This is a genomic window from Methylomonas rapida (assembly GCF_024360925.2).
Taxonomy (GTDB): domain Bacteria; phylum Pseudomonadota; class Gammaproteobacteria; order Methylococcales; family Methylomonadaceae; genus Methylomonas; species Methylomonas rapida.
Window position 1 is genome coordinate 2,882,295 of the sequence record NZ_CP113517.1, and the last position, 18,786, is coordinate 2,901,080.

At 51.8% G+C, this 18,786-nt stretch carries 18 protein-coding genes, 1 tRNA gene and 1 pseudogene; 11 read left to right on the forward strand and 9 right to left on the reverse strand.

All coding sequences use genetic code 11. The features are described from left to right. Positions 1 to 12 precede the first annotated feature (12 nt). A complete protein-coding gene (locus tag NM686_RS13520) occupies positions 13 to 2,100 on the forward strand; it encodes a cation:proton antiporter (protein ID WP_255188368.1) in 2,088 nt (695 codons plus the stop codon). 382 nt (positions 2,101 to 2,482) lie between these two features. Beyond that, the gene (locus NM686_RS13525) at positions 2,483 to 2,692 is read left to right on the forward strand and encodes a cold-shock protein (protein WP_255188369.1); all 210 of its coding nucleotides are present in this window, start codon (positions 2,483 to 2,485) and stop codon (positions 2,690 to 2,692) included. A 168-nt stretch (positions 2,693 to 2,860) separates the two neighbouring features. Here the strand turns inward: NM686_RS13525 and rimO are convergent, their stop codons facing one another. The 4 genes from rimO to NM686_RS13545 are packed head-to-tail and all read right to left on the reverse strand — an operon-like array spanning position 2,861 to position 5,137. Then, complete coding sequence (gene rimO, locus NM686_RS13530; RefSeq protein WP_255188370.1) at positions 2,861 to 4,171, reverse strand: 30S ribosomal protein S12 methylthiotransferase RimO; 1,311 nt, start codon at positions 4,169 to 4,171, stop codon at positions 2,861 to 2,863. 29 nt (positions 4,172 to 4,200) lie between these two features. Then, a complete protein-coding gene (locus tag NM686_RS13535) occupies positions 4,201 to 4,533 on the reverse strand; it encodes a TusE/DsrC/DsvC family sulfur relay protein (protein ID WP_269021802.1) in 333 nt (110 codons plus the stop codon). Beyond that, positions 4,524 to 4,817 (reverse strand): DsrH/TusB family sulfur relay protein, encoded by a 294-nt coding sequence (locus NM686_RS13540; RefSeq protein WP_255188372.1) that lies wholly within the window; start codon positions 4,815 to 4,817, stop codon positions 4,524 to 4,526. Before NM686_RS13540 ends, NM686_RS13535 begins: the two co-directional genes overlap by 10 nt. Then, positions 4,817 to 5,137 (reverse strand): DMT family transporter, encoded by a 321-nt coding sequence (locus tag NM686_RS13545; RefSeq protein WP_255188373.1) that lies wholly within the window; start codon positions 5,135 to 5,137, stop codon positions 4,817 to 4,819. Before NM686_RS13545 ends, NM686_RS13540 begins: the two co-directional genes overlap by 1 nt. 82 nt (positions 5,138 to 5,219) lie before the next feature. On the opposite strand from NM686_RS13545, the gene NM686_RS13550 reads away from it, so the two are divergent. Both NM686_RS13550 and mfd read left to right on the forward strand, forming a co-directional pair. Next, entirely contained in the window at positions 5,220 to 5,960 is a 741-nt protein-coding gene (locus NM686_RS13550) for a flagellar brake protein (protein ID WP_255188374.1), read from the forward strand. 107 nt (positions 5,961 to 6,067) lie between these two features. Next, positions 6,068 to 9,514, forward strand: coding sequence for a transcription-repair coupling factor (gene mfd / locus NM686_RS13555; RefSeq protein ID WP_255188375.1), 3,447 nt, complete (start codon positions 6,068 to 6,070; stop codon positions 9,512 to 9,514). Positions 9,515 to 9,610: 96 nt separating this feature from the next. Here the strand turns inward: mfd and NM686_RS13560 are convergent, their stop codons facing one another. Further along, on the reverse strand, positions 9,611 to 9,991 hold the full coding sequence (locus NM686_RS13560) for a lipocalin family protein (protein ID WP_255188376.1): 381 nt from the start codon (positions 9,989 to 9,991) through the stop codon (positions 9,611 to 9,613). Between the two features lie 187 nt (positions 9,992 to 10,178). Between NM686_RS13560 and NM686_RS13565 the strand changes: the two genes are divergently transcribed. From NM686_RS13565 to NM686_RS13585, 5 genes are all read left to right on the forward strand, one after another. Continuing rightward, positions 10,179 to 10,598: a DUF805 domain-containing protein gene (locus NM686_RS13565; RefSeq protein ID WP_255188377.1), complete on the forward strand. Its 420-nt coding sequence runs from the start codon at positions 10,179 to 10,181 to the stop codon at positions 10,596 to 10,598. A gap of 269 nt (positions 10,599 to 10,867) precedes the next feature. Next, positions 10,868 to 13,018 (forward strand): adenosylcobalamin-dependent ribonucleoside-diphosphate reductase, encoded by a 2,151-nt coding sequence (locus NM686_RS13570; RefSeq protein WP_255188378.1) that lies wholly within the window; start codon positions 10,868 to 10,870, stop codon positions 13,016 to 13,018. A 37-nt stretch (positions 13,019 to 13,055) separates the two neighbouring features. Beyond that, a complete protein-coding gene (dhiT, locus tag NM686_RS13575; RefSeq protein ID WP_255188379.1) occupies positions 13,056 to 13,325 on the forward strand; it encodes a type II toxin-antitoxin system toxin DhiT in 270 nt (89 codons plus the stop codon). 4 nt (positions 13,326 to 13,329) lie between these two features. Beyond that, positions 13,330 to 13,578: a DUF2442 domain-containing protein gene (locus NM686_RS13580; protein WP_255188380.1), complete on the forward strand. Its 249-nt coding sequence runs from the start codon at positions 13,330 to 13,332 to the stop codon at positions 13,576 to 13,578. A 71-nt stretch (positions 13,579 to 13,649) separates the two neighbouring features. Continuing rightward, complete coding sequence (locus NM686_RS13585; RefSeq protein WP_255188381.1) at positions 13,650 to 14,330, forward strand: TSCPD domain-containing protein; 681 nt, start codon at positions 13,650 to 13,652, stop codon at positions 14,328 to 14,330. Positions 14,331 to 14,667: 337 nt separating this feature from the next. Here the strand turns inward: NM686_RS13585 and NM686_RS13590 are convergent. Then, a pseudogene (locus NM686_RS13590) lies at positions 14,668 to 15,906 on the reverse strand (IS1380 family transposase); the annotation flags it as partial. Positions 15,907 to 15,963: 57 nt separating this feature from the next. Here NM686_RS13590 and NM686_RS13595 point away from each other — a divergent pair. Next, a complete protein-coding gene (locus tag NM686_RS13595) occupies positions 15,964 to 16,197 on the forward strand; it encodes a hypothetical protein (RefSeq protein WP_255188383.1) in 234 nt (77 codons plus the stop codon). A 167-nt stretch (positions 16,198 to 16,364) separates the two neighbouring features. Then, complete coding sequence (locus tag NM686_RS13600; protein WP_255188384.1) at positions 16,365 to 16,580, forward strand: hypothetical protein; 216 nt, start codon at positions 16,365 to 16,367, stop codon at positions 16,578 to 16,580. A gap of 145 nt (positions 16,581 to 16,725) precedes the next feature. Here NM686_RS13600 and NM686_RS13605 read toward each other — a convergent pair. From NM686_RS13605 to NM686_RS13615, 3 genes are all read right to left on the reverse strand, one after another. Further along, a tRNA-Met gene (locus NM686_RS13605) sits at positions 16,726 to 16,802 on the reverse strand. Positions 16,803 to 16,849: 47 nt separating this feature from the next. Continuing rightward, positions 16,850 to 17,941, reverse strand: coding sequence for a redox-regulated ATPase YchF (ychF, locus tag NM686_RS13610; RefSeq protein WP_255188385.1), 1,092 nt, complete (start codon positions 17,939 to 17,941; stop codon positions 16,850 to 16,852). 103 nt (positions 17,942 to 18,044) lie between these two features. Next, complete coding sequence (locus NM686_RS13615; RefSeq protein WP_255188386.1) at positions 18,045 to 18,776, reverse strand: rhomboid family intramembrane serine protease; 732 nt, start codon at positions 18,774 to 18,776, stop codon at positions 18,045 to 18,047. Positions 18,777 to 18,786 lie beyond the last annotated feature (10 nt).

Genomic DNA, 18,786 nt, shown 5'->3' on the forward strand with positions numbered 1-18,786 from the left:
GAAGAATCGCCCATGAATCTCGACGTGTTTTTATCCCTGTTCAGCTTGATGCTGATCTCTCTGGCAGTGTTTATCCTGTCAAAAAAGCTCAAACTACCCTATACCGTACTCCTGGTAATCGCCGGCTCCTTACTGGTCCCGATTTCGCATATCGATTTTTTCTCGTTCATCACCAGCTTCGAATTGACGCCGGAGCTGCTGTTCTTCGTGTTTTTGCCCATTCTGATTTTTGAATCGGCCTATAACATGAACATCCGGCATCTGCTGGAGAACATCTATTCGATAGGCTTGCTGGCCGTGGCCGGATTATTGGTTTCGGTATTGTTCATCGGTTTTGGCGGCCAATACATTTTCGAGTTTGCCGGTTATCACATCCCGATTTTGGCGCTGCTGTTGTTCGGCGCCATCATCTCTTCGACCGACCCGGTCGCGGTTCTGGCGCTGTTCAAGGAATACGGCGCTCCGCAGCGCCTGACCTTGATTTTTGAAGGCGAAAGCTTGTTCAACGACGCCACCTCGTTCGCCGCCTTCCTGATCGCCCTGGACCTGATGACCCATGGCTATCAAGGCCCAGATTCGGCGGTGAGCGGCTTGATTTCGTTCCTGACCATGCTCGGCGGCGGTTTGGTGTTTGGTTTGTTCATGGGCTTTTTGTTCGCCAAACTGATCGAAAAGGTGCACGGCAACGAACATCTGGAAATCACGCTAACACTGCTGGTCGCCCACTTCACCTTCATTCTGACCGAAGTCATTTCCGAGCATTTATACATCGCCGGCCAACAAATCCGCCTGTCCTCCATCATCGCCACCTTGATCGCCTCCATGGTGATCGGCAATTTCGGTCGTTACAAAATGTCGCCCCACGTCGAAGAATACATGGAGCAATTCTGGGGCTATTTCGCCTTTGTCACCAACTCCTTGGTCTTCATATTGATGGGATTGTTGTTCGCCAGCCTGGCCATCGACCTGAATGTGGCGATCTGGCTGATCCTGCTGGCCATCGCTACCGTGGTCATCAGCCGTGGCCTGGCGGTATATCCCTTGTTGTGGCTGTTGAACCTGCTGGGCAAGGAACGTCCGATACCGCGCAACTGGATGCATCTTCTGGCCTGGGGCAGCTTGCGCGGATCACTGGCTATCGTGATGGTGTTGCTGATTCCGAACGACCTGTCCATAGAAGGCTGGAATCTGGATTTCACTGTCAAACAGTTCATCGCCGCCGTCACGATAGGCTGCATTTACTTTACCCTGCTGGTCAAAGCGACGACTATAGGCAAGGTCATGCATGTGCTGGGCATCGACGCCCTGACCGCGATGGAACAGGTCGGCTACCACAAGAGCAAGGCGCAAATTTACGATAAATCCCTGATGAAGCTCGATGAGTTATTGCAAAACCAGCACATCGACCAGAACCAGCATGCCGATTTGCGCCAGCGCTACCAGAGCCTGTATCAATTGGCCTGCCTGGACTATAAAACCGCCATTGGCGACTCCAGCATCATGATCGAGAACATGCTGAGAACCTATGCGCTGGGTATCGAAAAAGAGGAATTGAAAGAGCTGTTGCTGAAAGAGGAAATCGAGGAAAAAACCTATAAAAAGATCACCAACATGCTGAGCATCCAGACGGAACGCATCAAACGCGGCCAGGAACAAGTCAAATCGGTGGACGAGCATTTTCCGATCGATAGCTTGGAAAAGCTGGTGTTAATGGTTTCCCGCCTGGCATTTTGGCGCGATCACAGCTTCAAGCCGGAAGAGTTGTATTGCTACTACCGCGCCCTGCACAAAATCGCCGGCAGAGTCGTGGGAGAGCTTGGCACGCTCGAAGGTTCCGGCCTCAGCCAGGTCTTTGACGACCAAGTCGTGCTGGATAGAATCCTGACCCTGTATCGCGCCTTTCAGGCCAATACCTGGAAGAAAATGCAAGCGATACTCAGCCAAAACAGCGAGTCGTTGAGCCGGCTGAATCAGTCGACGGCCAATCAATCGCTGAATGCGGTGCAGATGGATACGCTGGATAAACTGCATAAAAATGAAATCATCACCAGCAAGCTTTACATCATGCTGCGCCATGAACTGGAGCAGAACAAGCGTTGAGATTGAACAGGACTGCCGTACTCATGACCCCATGGGTATGGCCCGTCTTGAATTTTCGATCTCAGCGCATCGCTTTCGCAAAATGGTTTAACGGCCCCTTTCTGGCGCGCACGCCAACCATGAACCCCAAAAAAACCATATCAATCAGAAGCTTATTTATCATCACCAAACAGCCTGTCTGATTGAAGCGGCCGGTTTTGCATCGTCACTAAACCTTAACAGGCAGAATCCATCTTTTTTGCTTTGACAATGCCAATAGCTATGTATAATGGCACCGATTTAGCTCGGTAATCGTTGTCGCTTTACACGTCTACTACTACCCGCTTTATTCACCACCCGTAACAAAAACGCCGGCAACGGCACTAAATAGCAAGAGAGATTTATGTCAGCACAAGTAGAAGGCAAAGTAAAATGGTTCAACGATGAAAAAGGCTTCGGCTTCATCGAGCAAGAAGGCGGCAAGGATGTATTCGTACATTTCAGCGCAATCAACGGCAGCGGCCGTAAAACCTTGAAAGAAGGCCAAAAAGTCACTATGGAAGTGACCAACGGCCAAAAAGGTCCACAAGCTGAAAACGTGAACCCTTTATAAGCTTACGCCTATAAAAAACAAAAGCCGCCCTCGGATTTTTCCGGGGCGGCTTTTTTGTGCCTATCGCTTTCTTCGACCGACCGAGCATTTTCTACCGGCCTGTCACCAGGCTTTGCAACATGCTGCGAGCTTGCAATTCTCCGACCTCACCGAAGCAGGCCAGCAGCCCTATACCAAGCGTCCCCACAAATCGTATTCATCGGCCTCTTCGATCTCGACCCGGACGAAATCGCCTACCTGCAAATGGGTCGCGCCGTCGATGAACACCTGACCGTCGATTTCCGGTGCATCGCTTTTGCTGCGCGCCACCGCGCCTTCTTCGACCACTTCGTCGATCAGTACGGTTTCGATACGCCCTACCCTACGCTGCAAACGTTCGGCACTAATACCGGCCTGATGCTCCATAAAGCGCGCTAATCGCTCCTGTTTGACTTCTTCAGGCACCGCATCCGGCAAGTCGTTGGCGGCCGCACCCTTGACAGGCGAATAAGCAAAACAGCCCACTCTATCCATTTGCGCTTCGGTCAAAAACTGCAGCAACTCCTCGAACTCTTGGTCGGTTTCGCCGGGAAAACCGACGATGAAGGTACTGCGTATCGTCAAGTCCGGGCATATGTTGCGCCAAGCGCGAATGCGTTCCAGATTGTTCTCGGCCGCGGCCGGACGCTTCATCAGTTTCAGGATGCGAGCATTAGCATGCTGGAACGGAATATCCAGATATGGCAGGATTTTGCCTTCCGCCATCAGCGGCACTACGTCATCGACATGCGGATAGGGATAGACGTAATGCATGCGTACCCAGATACCCAGCTCCCCCAGCGCCACGGCCAAATCCTTGAAGCGGGTTTGATACGCCTGACCACGCCAATGCCGACTTTCATATTTCAAGTCCAGGCCATAGGCCGAGGTATCCTGCGACACGATCAGCAGTTCTTTTACGCCGGCATCGGCCAGCCTCTCGGCTTCCAGCATCACATCGTCTATCGGCCGACTGACGAGATCGCCGCGCATCGACGGGATGATGCAAAAGGTACAACGATGATTGCAACCTTCGGAAATTTTCAAATAAGCGTAATGCTTGGGCGTCAGTTTGATGCCCTGTGGCGGCACTAGATCCAGAAAAGGATTGTGTACCGGCGGCAAATATTCATGCACTGCCTCGACGACTTCGTCGGTGGCGTGCGCGCCGGTAATTTTCAGGACCTGCGGATGCCGCGCCAGAATTTCATCCTGCCGCGCGCCCAAACATCCAGTGACGATCACCTTGCCGTTTTCCGTCAACGCCTCGCCTATGCTATCCAAAGACTCTTCCACCGCCGCATCGATGAAACCGCACGTGTTGACGATGACCAAATCCGAATCCTTGTAATTCGGCGACACGTGATAGCCTTCACTGCGTAAGCGCGTCAAAATCTGCTCGCTATCGACCAGCGCCTTAGGGCAGCCCAAACTGATAAAACCAACGCGGGGATTAGACATTCAACTCTCTCAAAACAAAAATAGGTAAATTACAAGCAGGTAGGTGGCTTGGGTAGACCGGCTAGCTTACAGGCATATTTCAACGGGCCGGCCGGGAACAGCTTTTGCAGATAACGGCTATTGGCTTTTTCCTCGCCCAATTTTTTACGGATGGCGGCGGCAAACATGCGCGCATTCGGTAAATGCTGGAACTGAAAATAATAGTCCCGAATAAACAACAGAATTTCCCAGTGCGCCGGGCTGATATCAATGCCCTCGCGGCTAGCCAACGCCTCAGCGACCTGTTGATTCCAAAGCGTGGCGTCACGCAAAAAACCATCGTCGCTGGTTTCCAGACTCAAGTCACCGACGATCAACACCACGTATGACTTACCGGATTTTTGACAGTCAACTCGACGAATCCAGCGTAGTCAATCGTTTCTATATTCGACAACAACTGCTGATTTTCGATGCCATTCATCGCCAATGAATCCTGTAACACATGGATCCGGCAAGCACGGGACAGCAAATCAAGTAATTTGGGATTGTCCTGATGCCCGATGAACGCGGCCCAGACCGTACCAGCCAATAAAATAACATCATCGCCGGCGTCGATGCGATCAACCACCGCTTGCGACAACGAAGATTCGCTAACGATATGCAGCATTAGTCGACATGCGTCAGTTTAAGACCGGCAATGCCGATGACGATCATCATGATCGAGGCTAGACGAATCCAGTCTGCCGATTCTTTGAACAGAAAGATGCCAATAATGGCGACACCGACCGCCCCCATGCCGGTCCATACGGCGTAAGCAGTACCCAATGGCAGCGTCTTCAATGACCACATCAATAAACCGAAGCTGCCTGCACCGGATATGCAAGTCACCACGCTGGGCCATAACTTACTGAAACCTTCGTTATATTTCAGGCTCAACGCGAAGATGATTTCAGACATACCCGCACAAAACAACAACAGCCACCCCATCAAGACACCCTTGTATATACATTGCAACAGCGCCTATTTTACAATAGCCAGTCAGTCTCACAGCAATATTTAGCATTTTCTAATGTCATCAGATTCCGATTACCTCGTCAGAAACCCGAAAATCGTACTCGAGCACTTTAAGGAACTGATCGACAAAAAATGTTTGATCACGGCCTATTTCGGCGAGATGAATGCGTCGTTTATAACGACGATCGTCGCTTTGGACAAGGAAAACCAGATCATCAGCCTGGATTGCGGGCCTACCGAAGCATTGGACAAACAGCTTTTGAACTCCGCGAAAATTCTATTTCGAACGGAATTGGGTGGCATCAAAGTCTCATTCGGCGGCAAGGGTATAAAAAAAACCAAACTGGATAACGAGTCCGTCTTGTCGATGCCCATACCCAACACCATTTTTTGGATGCAACGCCGCAAGTATTATCGGGTCAAAATCCCGTTATCCCATACCGGTAGCTATTGCCGGTTGACCCTTCACATTGATGACAAACTGGAAATCGCAACTTTTCAGCTGAACGATCTCAGCATCAATGGTTTCTCATTTTTTAATCCGGAATCCAGGTGGAGCCAATATTTAAAGCCAGAATCCGAATTTGTCGACAGCACATTGCACTTGCATACAGGTAGCCATGCCGCCATTAACTTCACGGTTAAGAATCAAATCAAGGTCCAAAACAGTGCACATGGCGAGCAGGATAGAATAGGCTGCTCAATTCATTCGGTGAGTCCCATATTTGAATCCAGTATTCAGCGCTATATGCAAGACATCGAACTGCAACAAAAAAATATTGGCCAAACAGACTAGTCCTGGATACTTTTGCTGTTTTATCAAGCTCCAACCCTAGATGTTCTTACCGCAATCCGGTGTCACCGCCTTTATAATTGAATCATCCCCAGTTCATCGATAACGCAATGCAACCACCATCGCTCACTACCCCCACCATTCCTCAAACGGCCGACGCCCCTATTTATTGGACCGGCTTTTCAGGTTGCGGCGATTCCTTGCTACTGGCCACGGCAATTACCCAAGAAAAACGGCTGGTCGTCATTGTCACGCCCGACACCCAAACCGCGCTGCGTCTGGAACATGAATTAGCCTTCTTTCTGGATAATGCCTACCCCATACTGCAATTTCCGGACTGGGAAACCCTGCCCTACGACGTATTCTCGCCGCTGCCGGAAATCATCTCCGAGCGCTTGCGCACGCTGGCTTTGTTGCCGGAAACCCAACGCGGCGCGCTGATCGTACCGGTCTCGACGCTGATGCATCGGCTAGCGCCGCGCGAACATGTTCTGGCCCACAGTTTTGCGATCGAAGTGGGTGGCACGCTGAACCTGGAATTAACCCGGATCAAGCTGGAAGCGGTCGGCTACCAATGCGTGTCCCAGGTCTATCAACATGGCGAATTTGCGGTGCGCGGATCGATCCTGGACCTGTTCCCGATGGGCTCCAAACAACCTTACCGGATCGAATTGTTCGATGACGACGTGGAATCGATCAGAAGCTTCGACCCCGACACGCAGATGTCACAGGACAAGATGCAAAAAGTCGAGCTGTTTCCGGCCCGCGAATTTCCGTTTACCGACGACGCCATCAAACGCTTCCGTCAAGCTTTCCGCGAACAATTTCCGGACGCCTCGCCCAAGAACAATCTATACCTGGACGTTTCCAAACAAATCGCTCCCGCCGGCATCGAGTATTATCTGCCGCTATTCGTCGAGCGCACCGAATCGCTATTTGCCTACCTACCCAAAACCGCGCTGTTCGTGCTGCCAGCCCGATTTGCAGATAGCGCCAGCCGTTTTTATAACGAGGCCGACGAGCGTTATCAACAGCGCAAATACGATGTCGACAGACCGTTGCTACCGCCGGAACGCTTGTTTTTGTCGGCCGCGGAACTGGTTGGGCATGCGGAAAGCTTTTGCCGCATCGTGCTGGACAATCAGGCTGAACAAGGTGAGTTATTCCACTGCAAAGCCCTGCCCGATCTCGCCATCGACAACCGTTTGAAAGAACCGGCCCAGCGCCTGCGCCAGTTCATAGAAGGCTTTGACGGCAAAATCCTGTTCGTCGCCGAAACCGCAGGCCATCGTGAAGGTCTGATCGACAAACTGAAAAGCGTCAAGCTGACCGCCAAGCAAGTCCAGAACTGGCCTGAATTTTTAAAATCCGAACATTCGCCGTGCATCGTCGTCGCGCCGATGGATCACGGCTTATGGCTCGAAGAGGCAAAGCTGGCCATCATCACCGAAAGCCAGCTCAGCGGTGAGAAAGTCCAACAGCGCCGACGCCGGGCCAAGTCCGCCGCCCGCGCACTGGAAAACATCTTCAATAACCTCGACGAACTGACCATCGGTTCGCCGGTGGTGCATCAGGAACACGGCGTTGGTCGCTATCTGGGCCTACAGACCTTGACGGTCGGCGGCATCGAAGCCGAGTTCTTGATGCTGGAATACGCTGGCGGTGACAAGATTTACGTGCCGGTTTCATCATTACATCTGATCGGCCGCTACAGCGGCGTCAGCGCCGAAAACGCGCCGCTGCACAAACTCGGCAGCGAACAATGGAGCAAGGCCAAACAAAAGGCCATGGAACGAGCGCGCGACGTGGCCGCCGAATTGCTGGACATCCACGCCAAACGGGCCGCCCGTCAAGGTTTTGCCTTCAATGTCGACAACAGCGATTACGAAGCCTTCGCCGCCGCCTTCCCGTTCGAAGAAACCCCAGACCAACTCAGCGCTATCGAAGCCATCCTGCAGGACATGGCCGCGCCGCAACCCATGGATCGCGTGGTATGCGGCGACGTCGGCTTCGGCAAGACCGAAGTGGCGATGCGCGCTGCATTTGTTGCAGTGCAAAGCGGCAAACAGGTCGCGGTACTGGTGCCGACTACCTTGCTGGCCCAACAGCATTACCAAAATTTCCGCGACCGTTTCGCCGACTGGCCAGTCCGGGTCGAGGTGATGTCGCGTTTCGTCACGACCAAGCAGCAAAAAACCATTGCCGACGAACTGGCCGAAGGCAAGGTCGATATCATCATCGGCACTCACAAACTGCTGTCCAAGGACATGCAATATCAGGCTTTGGGCCTGGTGATCATCGACGAGGAACACCGTTTCGGCGTCACCCAAAAAGAGCATTTCAAGAAGCTGCGCTACGAACTGGACCTCTTGACACTGACCGCGACGCCGATTCCGCGCACGCTGAACATGGCGATGTCGGGTCTGCGCGACATTTCGATCATCGCCACGCCGCCGCCGAACCGCCACGCGATCAAGACCTTCGTCACCGAATGGATAGACTCGCAGGTTCAAGAGGCCTGCCAGCGCGAGATCAAACGCGGCGGTCAGGTGTTTTTCCTGCACAACGACGTCAAGACTATGGACAAGATGGCACGCGAACTCGGCGAGTTGGTGCCTGAGGCGCGCATCCAGGTCGCCCACGGCCAGATGGCCGAGCGTGAACTGGAGCAGATCATGCTGGATTTTTATCACCAGCGTTTCAATTTGCTGATCGCCACCACCATCATCGAGAGCGGCATCGACATCCCCAGCGCCAACACCATCGTCATCAACCGCGCCGACAAACTGGGCCTGGCCCAGTTGCATCAGCTGCGTGGCCGGGTCGGCCGTTCCCACCACCGGGCTTATGCCTATTGCATCGTGCCGCCCAAGTCGCTGATGACCAAGGACGCCATCAAGCGCCTGGAAGCCTTCGAAACCTCCGGCGAACTGGGTGCCGGCTTCATGCTGTCCTCCCATGACATGGAAATTCGCGGGGCTGGTGAACTGTTGGGCGATGAACAAAGTGGCCAGATTCAGGAAATCGGTTTTACCTTGTACACCGAACTTTTGGAACGCGCGGTCAAAGCTTTGAAATCCGGCAAACAACCAGAACTGGACGCACCTTTGGAAACCGGGCCGGAGGTAGATTTGCAGGTCGCCGCGCTAATCCCTGAAGATTACCTACCCGACATCCACGCCCGACTGGTGCTATACAAGCGCATCGCCAGCGCCGAAACCGAAGAAGACTTGCGTAAGCTGAAAATCGAGATGATAGACCGTTTTGGCTTGCTGCCGGATCAGGTCAAAGCCCTGTTCGCGATCACCGAACTCAAGCAACAGGCCGTGCATCTGGGCATCAAGAAAATCGAGGCCACCAATACGGGAGGCCGTATCGTCTTTGCCGCCACTCCCAATATCGATACCGGCGAATTGATCATGATGATACAAAGCCAGTCGCAAGCGTATAAATTGGACGGCGCGGACAAATTGCGCTTTAGCTACACCTTCAAGGACATGGAAGACAAGGTGGCGTTTTTGCAGAAGCTGCTGGAGAGGTTGGAGCCTAAAAAGTAAGACCGTAAGGCGGATTCGAACTATCGCGACAATCCGCCATGCCTGTATAGGTTTGGCGGCTTTGCAGGTACGGCGCCGCCAAGCGGTCCCGTGAAACTATTTCTTGTTAAAGTGGTAAATATCGCCAAACTTGCCTTTCAAGGTCATCGTTTTATCGTCTTTTTCCACCAACGAGAAAACATCGAACTTGTCGGACCTGCCTAAAATGGAAACTTTCAATTTGCCGTCTTCCACTTCGTAATTGACCGGCGATTGATCGTAATACGTTCCTTCCCGTGGAATATGGGTGATGGAGACTTTGCCAGCGTTAAACGTCCAGGTATCTTCCCGTTTGATGGTTTCCTGGGAATTTGCCGATTTTTTGGTGTATTCAAGCTTCCAACTACCTTGCACGTCCTGAATGGATTGCAGCGGAACATCGGCAAAACATGGGCTGGCCAACGCCAGTAAAACCATCGCCAAATTTAATTTTTTCATAACTGCCCCGCTTTTAATGATAAAGAGACTTGGCATTGTACGCCCAGTTTTGCAAAAAGTATTTTTAAATACCCCCCACATCAACCCCGACTCAAAACCGCATGCCTTGCCCTGAAAAGCCATCTACAACGGGCGAGTTAGGGTAAAATTCCGATTTTTGCAATTTCAATCGCAGGACTCATCACTCATGTTGCGCTACGACCGAACTCGCTATATCGCCTTGGGCTTGTCCAGTCTGTTGAACGCCGCACTGCTGATCTACCTGCTGGAACTTCCTACCGACAGCTGGCCAGAGGATTATGCCAAACGCTTGTACTGGCTACTGGCCGGCGGACTGGCTTTGTTTGGTGCTACGGCGATGATCAAACGTGCTCGCGACATCGGCTCGTCGGCCTGGGGAATTTTGTTGGGATTTTTATTTGCGCCACCCTTCATGCTGCTGGTGGGCTTGGTGTTGAGTTTCATCCCCAGCAATCCGGATGTCGACACACTGATGCCTTCGCCACCAGCGGCATCGCCCAAGATTTGGCTAGCTGGAGCCGCGCTAGTGCTGTTACCGTGGCTAACGGTACTCTCAATTCCAAATTTGCTCGGGCTATGCTGTTGATCGACATCGACTGCTGACTTTCGTGTTTCAAATAGTTGATAAGCCATTGAACTTACGGAACTAACGTTTTTCAAGTAAAAAAATCTCTGGCCGCGCCAACTCAAAACACAACATATTGTGTTAATATTTTCACATAGGCACTATATACGGTGCATGACCGCAATATCGTGTCTCCGCTTCAAACCAATTGCACATCAAAGCCTTAGGCTATTTTCAGGCATGAAATGGCAATTGACCCGTACTCTATACCAGACCAGGAACCCCCAAGCATGACCGCAAAACTCCACGTTGTGACGACCCACACTACCGACATTCCGCTACAAAGTGCCTCGCTCGACATCTGGGACAGCAAATACCGGTTAAAAACCAAGGACGGCAAGGCCATCGACGCCACCATCGATGATACCTACAAGCGGGTTGCCAAAGCCCTGTCCGAAGTCGAAAAAACCAAGGCTTTGCAGGAGAAGCATTACAAGGAGTTTTTGTGGGCCTTGCGCAAGGGCGTGATTCCTGCCGGCCGCATCGTCTCCAACGCCGGCGCGCTGGAACACAAACCGGCCACATCGACCATCAACTGCACCGTGTCCGGCATCATTGAAGATTCGATGGACGATATTCTGGCCAAAGTCCACGAAGCCGGCTTGACTCTGAAAGCCGGTTGCGGCATCGGTTACGAATTTTCCACATTGCGGCCTCGCGACGCTTATGTGTCAGGCGCCGGCGCCTATACCTCCGGCCCGCTGTCGTTCATGGATATCTACGACAAGATGTGTTTCACCGTGTCGTCCGCCGGTGGCCGTCGTGGCGCGCAAATGGCGACCTTTGATGTCGCGCATCCGGACGTGGTGGATTTCATCCGCGCCAAACGTGAGGATGGCCGTCTGCGCCAGTTCAATCTGTCCTTACTCATCACCAGCGAATTCGTCGAAGCCGTGAAAAACAACGGTCAGTGGCCATTATCCTTCCCTGTCACCGAGCGTGAAGCCAAGGCTGATCAACTGGATTTGAATGACACCAGCAAAATCATCTGGCGCGACCTGCCCAACAAAAAGGGTTACGTGGTCAACGAAGACGGTCTGGTGGCCTGTCGCATCAGCAAGATCATGCCGGCCCGCCGCTTGTGGGACATCATCATGTCCTCTACCTATGACTACGCCGAACCCGGTTTCATTCTGATCGACAAGGTCAACGAGATGAACAACAACTGGTTCTGCGAACACATCCGCGCCACCAACCCCTGCGGCGAACAACCGTTGCCGCCCTACGGCAGTTGCTTGCTCGGCTCGATCAACCTGACCCGCTTCGTCGAAAACCCCTTTGGCCAGGAAGCGTCCTTCGATTGGGAAAGCTACCGCAAGACCATCCGCATCTTCACCCGCATGCTGGACAACGTGGTCGAGATCAACGGTCTGCCTCTGGAAAAACAACGCGAGGAGATCCTCGGCAAACGCCGCCACGGCATGGGCTATCTCGGCTTGGGTTCGACCATCACGATGCTGGGCATGAAATACGGCGATGAAGCTTCGCTGGCGTTTACCGAGCAAGTCACCAAGGAACTGGCGTTGGAAGGCTGGAAAACCGGCTTGGAACTGGCCAAGGAAAAAGGACCTGCGCCTATCATGGAACAAGTCTTCACCGTGACCGGCGAGATGCTGCACAAACGCCCGGAAATGAAACAAGACGGCTACAAACTGGGCGATGAAGTGCCGGGTCGCGTGCTCCACGCCAAATACAGCCGTTACATGCAACAACTGGCCCAGGAAGAACCGCAACTGGTCGCCGATCTGGCCGAAACCGGCTGCCGATTCACCCACCACAGCTCGATCGCGCCGACCGGCACCATCTCCTTGTCGTTGGCCAATAACGCCAGCAACGGCATCGAGCCGAGCTTTGCCCACCATTATTCGCGCAACGTGATCCGCGAAGGCAAAAAGTCCAAGGAAAAGATCGACGTATTTTCATTCGAACTGTTGGCTTACCGGCAATTGGTCAATACGGAAGCGATGCCGTACAGCGACGATCCCGCGCAAAAATTGCCGGATTATTTCATCGCCGCCGACGACATCACACCGAAACAACACGTGGACATCCAGGCCGCCGCGCAAAAATGGATCGATTCGTCGATTTCCAAAACCGCCAACGTGCCGACCGATTATCCCTACGAAGACTTCAAGTCCATCTACGAATACGCCTACGACAAAGGCCTGAAAGGCTGCACCACCTTCCGCTTCAATCCGGAAGTGTTCCAGGGCGTGCTGGTGAAAGAATCCGATCTGGAAAACACCACCTACCAGTTCACATTGGAAGACGGCCACGTCGTCGAATTCAAGGGCAACGAAGAAGTGGAATACGACGGCGAAATCCATACCGCCGCCAACTTGTTCGACGCGTTGAAGGAAGGGTATTACGGGAAGTTTTAAGATCGTCCAACACAATCCTGCTGATTAAGGTGTGTCTATGCCTGCTATTTCAATGTTTTATGGAATTATTGTTTACATGTATTTCATGGACAATAAACAACACAAATTGCCACATATACACGTCAAATATCAAAATGACGAGGTCATTGTCGCTATTACAGACGGCGAGATACTAGACGGTAATATTCCGAAAGCACAAATGAAACTGCTGCAAGCTTGGATAGAATTGCACAAAGACGAATTATTAGCGGATTGGCAACTTGCCGTATCAGGCGAGCAGCCCTATAAAATCGAGCCGTTGAGGTAATACCATGAATCCACGCGTCAAAACAGTCGAAGCCACGGATGATTATCAATTGATTTTACTATTTACCGATGGCAAACAAGGTATTTACGACTGTACGCCATTATTGGATTTTGGTGTCTTCAAAGAACTGCGCAATAAACAGTATTTCAAACGCGTAACGGTCGATAATGGCACGGTTGCCTGGCCAAATGAGCAAGATATTTGCCCGGATACGCTGTATCTGGAAGCCGTTAAAGTCGAAATAGCATCGTAACTCCTTATTCAGAACATGAGCGGCAAGTTTTATTGACTTGCCTGATACCCAATATTTTTAGGCGTAAGACCATGACCCTACACAAAATCAGCAAAAAAATCGTCGGCTACAAAGTGCTGACCAAAGAAACCACGGAAGCCGTCCAAACCGAAGCGGAAAAGCCCTCTCTGGAAGAAATGCACGAAAACGTCGAGCGCCCTGAAGTGCTGCTCGGCTCCACCTATAAAATCAAGACACCGCAGTCCGAGCATGCCTTGTACATCACCATCAACGACATGGTGCTGAACATGGGCACTGCGCACGAAGAGCGTCGGCCTTACGAGATATTCATCAACTCCAAAAACATGGAGCATTTCCAGTGGGTTTTGGCCTTGACCCGGGTTATTTCGGCGGTATTTCGTAAAGGCGGCGACGCTACCTTTCTGGTGGAAGAAATGAAAGCGGTGTTTGACCCGCGCGGCGGCTACTTTAAAAAGGGCGGCGTATTCATGCCGTCGCTGGTAGCGGAAATTGGCTCGGCTATCGAAACCCACATGAAACACATCGGCATGATCAAGCCGGAAAAAATGACCGATCACCAGAAAGAATTTTTGGCCGAAAAACGCCGCGAATTCGAAGCCCAGCATGGTGAATCCAATGGTTCGGCTTTTCCGGAAAAAGCCGTGCTCTGCACCAAATGCAGCACCAAAGCCATGGTGTTGATGGATGGGTGTATGACATGCCTCAACTGTGGCGAGTCGAAGTGTGGTTGATTGGTAGGTGATCTGCCAATTTTGGAGACCGTCATTCGGCGAAGCGCCTGATGACTTCCGCTTTACGAGTTAAGATTTTTGATTGAACGATAGAATATGAAATATAAATCCTGAATCCGTGACTCCACATATTGCCAGACCTTTTATTCGTCATACTCTTCCAAAATTCGCTGAATTTAAAAGTGTGGCCCGGGCAATCGAGTTTAACGGCTAGAAATGCAGCGTATTATCTGGAATATTTTCCCTGCATGATTCAATTTGATGGACTTTAGGCGCAGGATTCCCAAGCCACTGTGAATTTGCGGCGTTGTGCTATCGATGGCAGAGCGATCAGTCGCTAGCCGGCGGCGAGTTTGGCGTAGGTGGATTCAAAAGCGATGAAACCGGGACAGCTCTGTGAAAAGCGCAGCTTCAGCCGGTGCCCGCTACGGATGAGTCGCGCGGCCAGATACATCAGTTCCTGGATCACGGTTTTGATACGCCGCCGCTTGGCAGGATGCCTGACAGGGCTTTGTTCGCCCAACAAGCCGATCAGGCCTATCCAGCGCAGGATGTTGTAGCTATAGGCGCTGAGGCTCATGATCAGGTCGTTGGTGGCAAACTTGCCGGATGGCAGGCGCTCGATATCCAGATCGGTCTTGAATTCGCTGTGGAATTGTTCGGCGGTGGCGTGGTCGCGATAGAGGGCAATAACCATGGCATCGTCGTAATCGGCCACCGGCAGACTGGTCCACCAGCCTTCGATTTCGATATCCGGTAGCACGAGGGCTTGGCCTTGAGCCGTGATGGTGCGCTCGGTGATTTGCATGACCCGGCGACAGGTATAGGTTTTACCGTTGCGAGTGTGTTGCTCCATGACACTGAACAAGGCCACGCGTTTGCCTTCGCGCGGTGTGGTCCACTGGCCGTGTTGTTCGGCGTAGGCCAGCCAGGCGTCGGCATCTTGTTTACGCGGGTTCCATCTGATGATGAAATCGACCTGATCGGCTTCGTGTAAGTCGATGCGATTGTCGAGCGCGTCGTGACCGCCATCCAGCCGGACCAACAAAGGCAAAGTCGTCAAACGTTTCGCGGCGGCGAGTCCGCGCTCCAGCGCATAGCGGAATTCGTATTGGCAATGCTGCTTGCCTTCGCGCAGTTCATTACCAATACACCAGCCCTCTTTACCCAGATAGAGGGCAATCGGGGCGTAGCCGTCAAAACCTTTGTAGGTTCGGGAGACGCCTTCTTTGCAGGTTTTTTCGTTGTTCATGGGGTAAACATCGATATCCAACGCGACATGGCCTGTGGCTAACGGCGTTACCGGCACCTGGGCGTGAGCCAGAAAATCGAGGTTGCTTTGATAAATGATCGGTAATAAGGCGGCGGCGTGTTCATCCAGCCGCTGTCTGAGGCGGGCGCTGGAGGGTACTTGATGAATGGCGAGCGCGGCTTTGAAATAGTCGTCGTCGCGATGGTTTTCGATGGCTTCGAAGTCGCTTTTGCCCAGGCTAAGGGTGCCTATATAGCTTTTGATAATATCGGCGTGAGCAATACCGTGCCGTAGCGGAATACCTTTTTCCAGCGCCTGATTGAGCTGGCCATTGGCCGAGAGCCGAACCCGTTTAGCCGTTATCAAGGCGCTGTGTTGCCGATGATGCAGCGTAACGAGATGCTGAAACGCTTTATCGACGCCATGCAAGGCATACCGGCAGAGATTCGCAAAGAGCAGGACGAATACCGCAGTCGAATCGATGAGATAACCAGGGTGGCAAAAGAGCGTGACGAAACCTTGGCAATGCTGGAAGAGCAGCTTGTAATTGATGGCGACCTACCAGCCGAGCAGCGCAAATTATTGTTAGAGCTTAAAACCCTGCAAGCCGCATAAATCCGTATGCTTCCAGATTTCAAATCGAAAAGAAGCCAAGGGGCTAACGAATCGTTATACCCTCCAAGGTTGGCGTTTTAAACGCAACCCTTTAAAGGGCTGCATTTGGAATGTGACCCTTTTGAAGGTTTGGATTTGAAATCCTACCCTGTAAACAATACTGAGCCATGACAGACTTTAATCCTGAAACTGAGTTGAAAAGCCTTTTTGAGTTGTCCGACTATGCGTTAATGTCGTGGCTGGCGGTTGAATCGCCCGGAGATAGACGGCGGCAAAAGGCGCTTGAGTTGCTGGCCGAGGCTTCGATGCTACTGTGCAATGCCCTGAAAAACTTAGGCGCTGTTAGTCCTGAATGTGAAGGCTGGCACGCTTACGACCGGTAAGCCGTTTAGAAAATCACAGCAACAAGGCCGGGTAACACCGGCTTTTTTATTGCCTGTTTTTGGGGGGATTTATTTTTGAATGGGACAAAAATGGGACAAGACATAAAAAAAGCACTTGGTTTTTGGCCTAAGTGCTTGTTTTATATGGTGGCGACACCGGGAATTGAACCTGGAACCTCGGGGTTATGAATCCCGCGCTCTAACCGGTTGAGCTATGTCGCCACGAAACTGTTAAAGAGCTGCTATTATAGAAGGCAAAAAACCGGTTGTCAAACATTAAACCTAAAATGCATGACATCACCGTCCTGTACTTTGTAATCCTTGCCTTCCAGACGCCATTTGCCGGCATCTTTCGCGCCCTGCTCACCTTTGTAGGTTACAAAATCTTCGTAAGAAATGACTTCGGCGCGAATGAATCCTTTTTCAAAGTCCGAATGAATCACGCCCGCCGCTTGCGGCGCCGTGGCGTTGACAGGAATGGTCCAAGCTCTGACTTCCTTGACGCCGGCGGTGAAGTAAGTTGACAGATTCAACAACTGATAAGCGGCGCGGATAACCCGATTCAAGCCGGGTTCATCCAATCCCAAGTCGTTTAGGAATTCCTGCTTTTCAGTATCGTCCAGTTGCACGATTTCCGCTTCTATGGCCGCGCAAACCGGCACTACCCTGGAGCCTTCATTTTCCGCGAAGGCAATGACTTTATCCAGCATTGGATTATCTGTAAAACCGTCGTCTTGCACGTTGGCCACATACAAAGTCGGCTTGATGGTCAACAGACACAATTCCTTGATCAACTTGACCTCGTCGTCCGATAACCCCAGGGTTCTCACCGGCTCGCCGGCATTCAAATGGGCCAACACACGCTCCAGGACTTGTTTCCGCGCCAATTCGTCCTTGTTTCCGGATTTGGAAGCCTTGGCCGTCTTTTGTAGGGCTTTTTCCACGGAAGCCATGTCAGCCAGGGCCAACTCGGTATTGATGACCTCGATGTCACCTAGCGGGTCGACTTTACCAGCCACATGTATGACGTTATCGTCTTCGAAGCAACGCACTACGTGCACTATCGCATCGGTTTCGCGAATATTGCCTAAAAACTGGTTTCCCAGGCCCTCGCCTTTCGAGGCTCCCGCCACCAAACCAGCAATATCGACAAATTCTATCGTGGTCGGCAATACTCGCTCTGGCTTGACGATTTCAGCCAAATTATCCATTCTGGGATCGGGAACCGGCACTACGCCGACATTGGGATCGATGGTGCAAAAAGGATAGTTTTCAGCCGCAATTGTGGCCTTGGTTAATGCATTGAACAAAGTAGATTTGCCGACGTTGGGTAAACCAACGATGCCGCAGTGTAGTGCCATAGTGTTTTTGTTTATCCGATGAAATTGATTCCGCTCGATGTCGGAAATAAAAGGCTCGGATTATACTAGGCCGCGAAGGTTTATGCACTCGGCCGCAACTCGCTTAATCAACCTTGGTTCCCTCTTCGTCGCCATCATCGACAGCCACTTCCTGCACCCTGGATTTATCGATGAAAAATGGGTGCAATACGGCGCCGGCCACGAAACCGCCCAAATGCGCCCACCAAGCAGAATCCATCGCCATCCCTGGAAATATCGCCGCCGTGGTTATATCCCGCAATTGCCAGATCACCCACAGCCCTAAAAAAGCAATGGCCGGAATCTCGAAAAACAACGGAAAAAAGAATATCGGCACCACGATGGCGACACGCGCATAAGGAAAGCGAAAAAAGTAGGTGCCCAGTACACCGGCAATGGCTCCCGATGCACCTACGACCGGCACCACCAGATTTTGGGAAAAATACCATTGCGCATAAGTCGCCAACACGCCACACAACAGATAAAAGACCAGAAAACGACCATGCCCCATCAAGTCTTCGATATTGTCGGCAAAAATCCACATGAACATCATATTGACGGCAATATGCGCCCAGTTACCGTGCAAAAACAGATTGGTCAGAAACGACAGATAGTGATCGGGCGGCAAACCGAAATGTTGCGCCCATACCGGATTGGTGTAGCGGATGGGTACCATGCCATACAAATACAGGAAATGCTGCAGCATGTGATCGGGCATCAGCAACATCAACAGAAAAACCGCAATGCAAATCGCCATGATGGACCACGTCACATAAGGCTTGATATTGCATGGTATCGAATCTCTGATGGGAATCATGTCGCTTGCC

Bases quoted from the DNA above. Each gene is read 5' to 3' on its own strand.
- NM686_RS13520 (WP_255188368.1), top strand. From the start codon at position 13: ATGAATCTCGACGTGTTTTTATCCCTGTTCAGCTTGATGCTGATCTCT.
- NM686_RS13525 (WP_255188369.1), top strand. From the start codon at position 2,483: ATGTCAGCACAAGTAGAAGGCAAAGTAAAATGGTTCAACGATGAAAAA.
- rimO (WP_255188370.1), bottom strand. From the start codon at position 4,171: ATGTCTAATCCCCGCGTTGGTTTTATCAGTTTGGGCTGCCCTAAGGCG.
- NM686_RS13540 (WP_255188372.1), bottom strand. From the start codon at position 4,817: ATGCTGCATATCGTTAGCGAATCTTCGTTGTCGCAAGCGGTGGTTGAT.
- NM686_RS13545 (WP_255188373.1), bottom strand. From the start codon at position 5,137: ATGGGGTGGCTGTTGTTGTTTTGTGCGGGTATGTCTGAAATCATCTTC.
- NM686_RS13550 (WP_255188374.1), top strand. From the start codon at position 5,220: ATGTCATCAGATTCCGATTACCTCGTCAGAAACCCGAAAATCGTACTC.
- mfd (WP_255188375.1), top strand. From the start codon at position 6,068: ATGCAACCACCATCGCTCACTACCCCCACCATTCCTCAAACGGCCGAC.
- NM686_RS13560 (WP_255188376.1), bottom strand. From the start codon at position 9,991: ATGAAAAAATTAAATTTGGCGATGGTTTTACTGGCGTTGGCCAGCCCA.
- NM686_RS13565 (WP_255188377.1), top strand. From the start codon at position 10,179: ATGTTGCGCTACGACCGAACTCGCTATATCGCCTTGGGCTTGTCCAGT.
- NM686_RS13570 (WP_255188378.1), top strand. From the start codon at position 10,868: ATGACCGCAAAACTCCACGTTGTGACGACCCACACTACCGACATTCCG.
- dhiT (WP_255188379.1), top strand. From the start codon at position 13,056: ATGCCTGCTATTTCAATGTTTTATGGAATTATTGTTTACATGTATTTC.
- NM686_RS13580 (WP_255188380.1), top strand. From the start codon at position 13,330: ATGAATCCACGCGTCAAAACAGTCGAAGCCACGGATGATTATCAATTG.
- NM686_RS13585 (WP_255188381.1), top strand. From the start codon at position 13,650: ATGACCCTACACAAAATCAGCAAAAAAATCGTCGGCTACAAAGTGCTG.
- NM686_RS13595 (WP_255188383.1), top strand. From the start codon at position 15,964: ATGATGCAGCGTAACGAGATGCTGAAACGCTTTATCGACGCCATGCAA.
- NM686_RS13600 (WP_255188384.1), top strand. From the start codon at position 16,365: ATGACAGACTTTAATCCTGAAACTGAGTTGAAAAGCCTTTTTGAGTTG.
- ychF (WP_255188385.1), bottom strand. From the start codon at position 17,941: ATGGCACTACACTGCGGCATCGTTGGTTTACCCAACGTCGGCAAATCT.
- NM686_RS13615 (WP_255188386.1), bottom strand. From the start codon at position 18,776: ATGATTCCCATCAGAGATTCGATACCATGCAATATCAAGCCTTATGTG.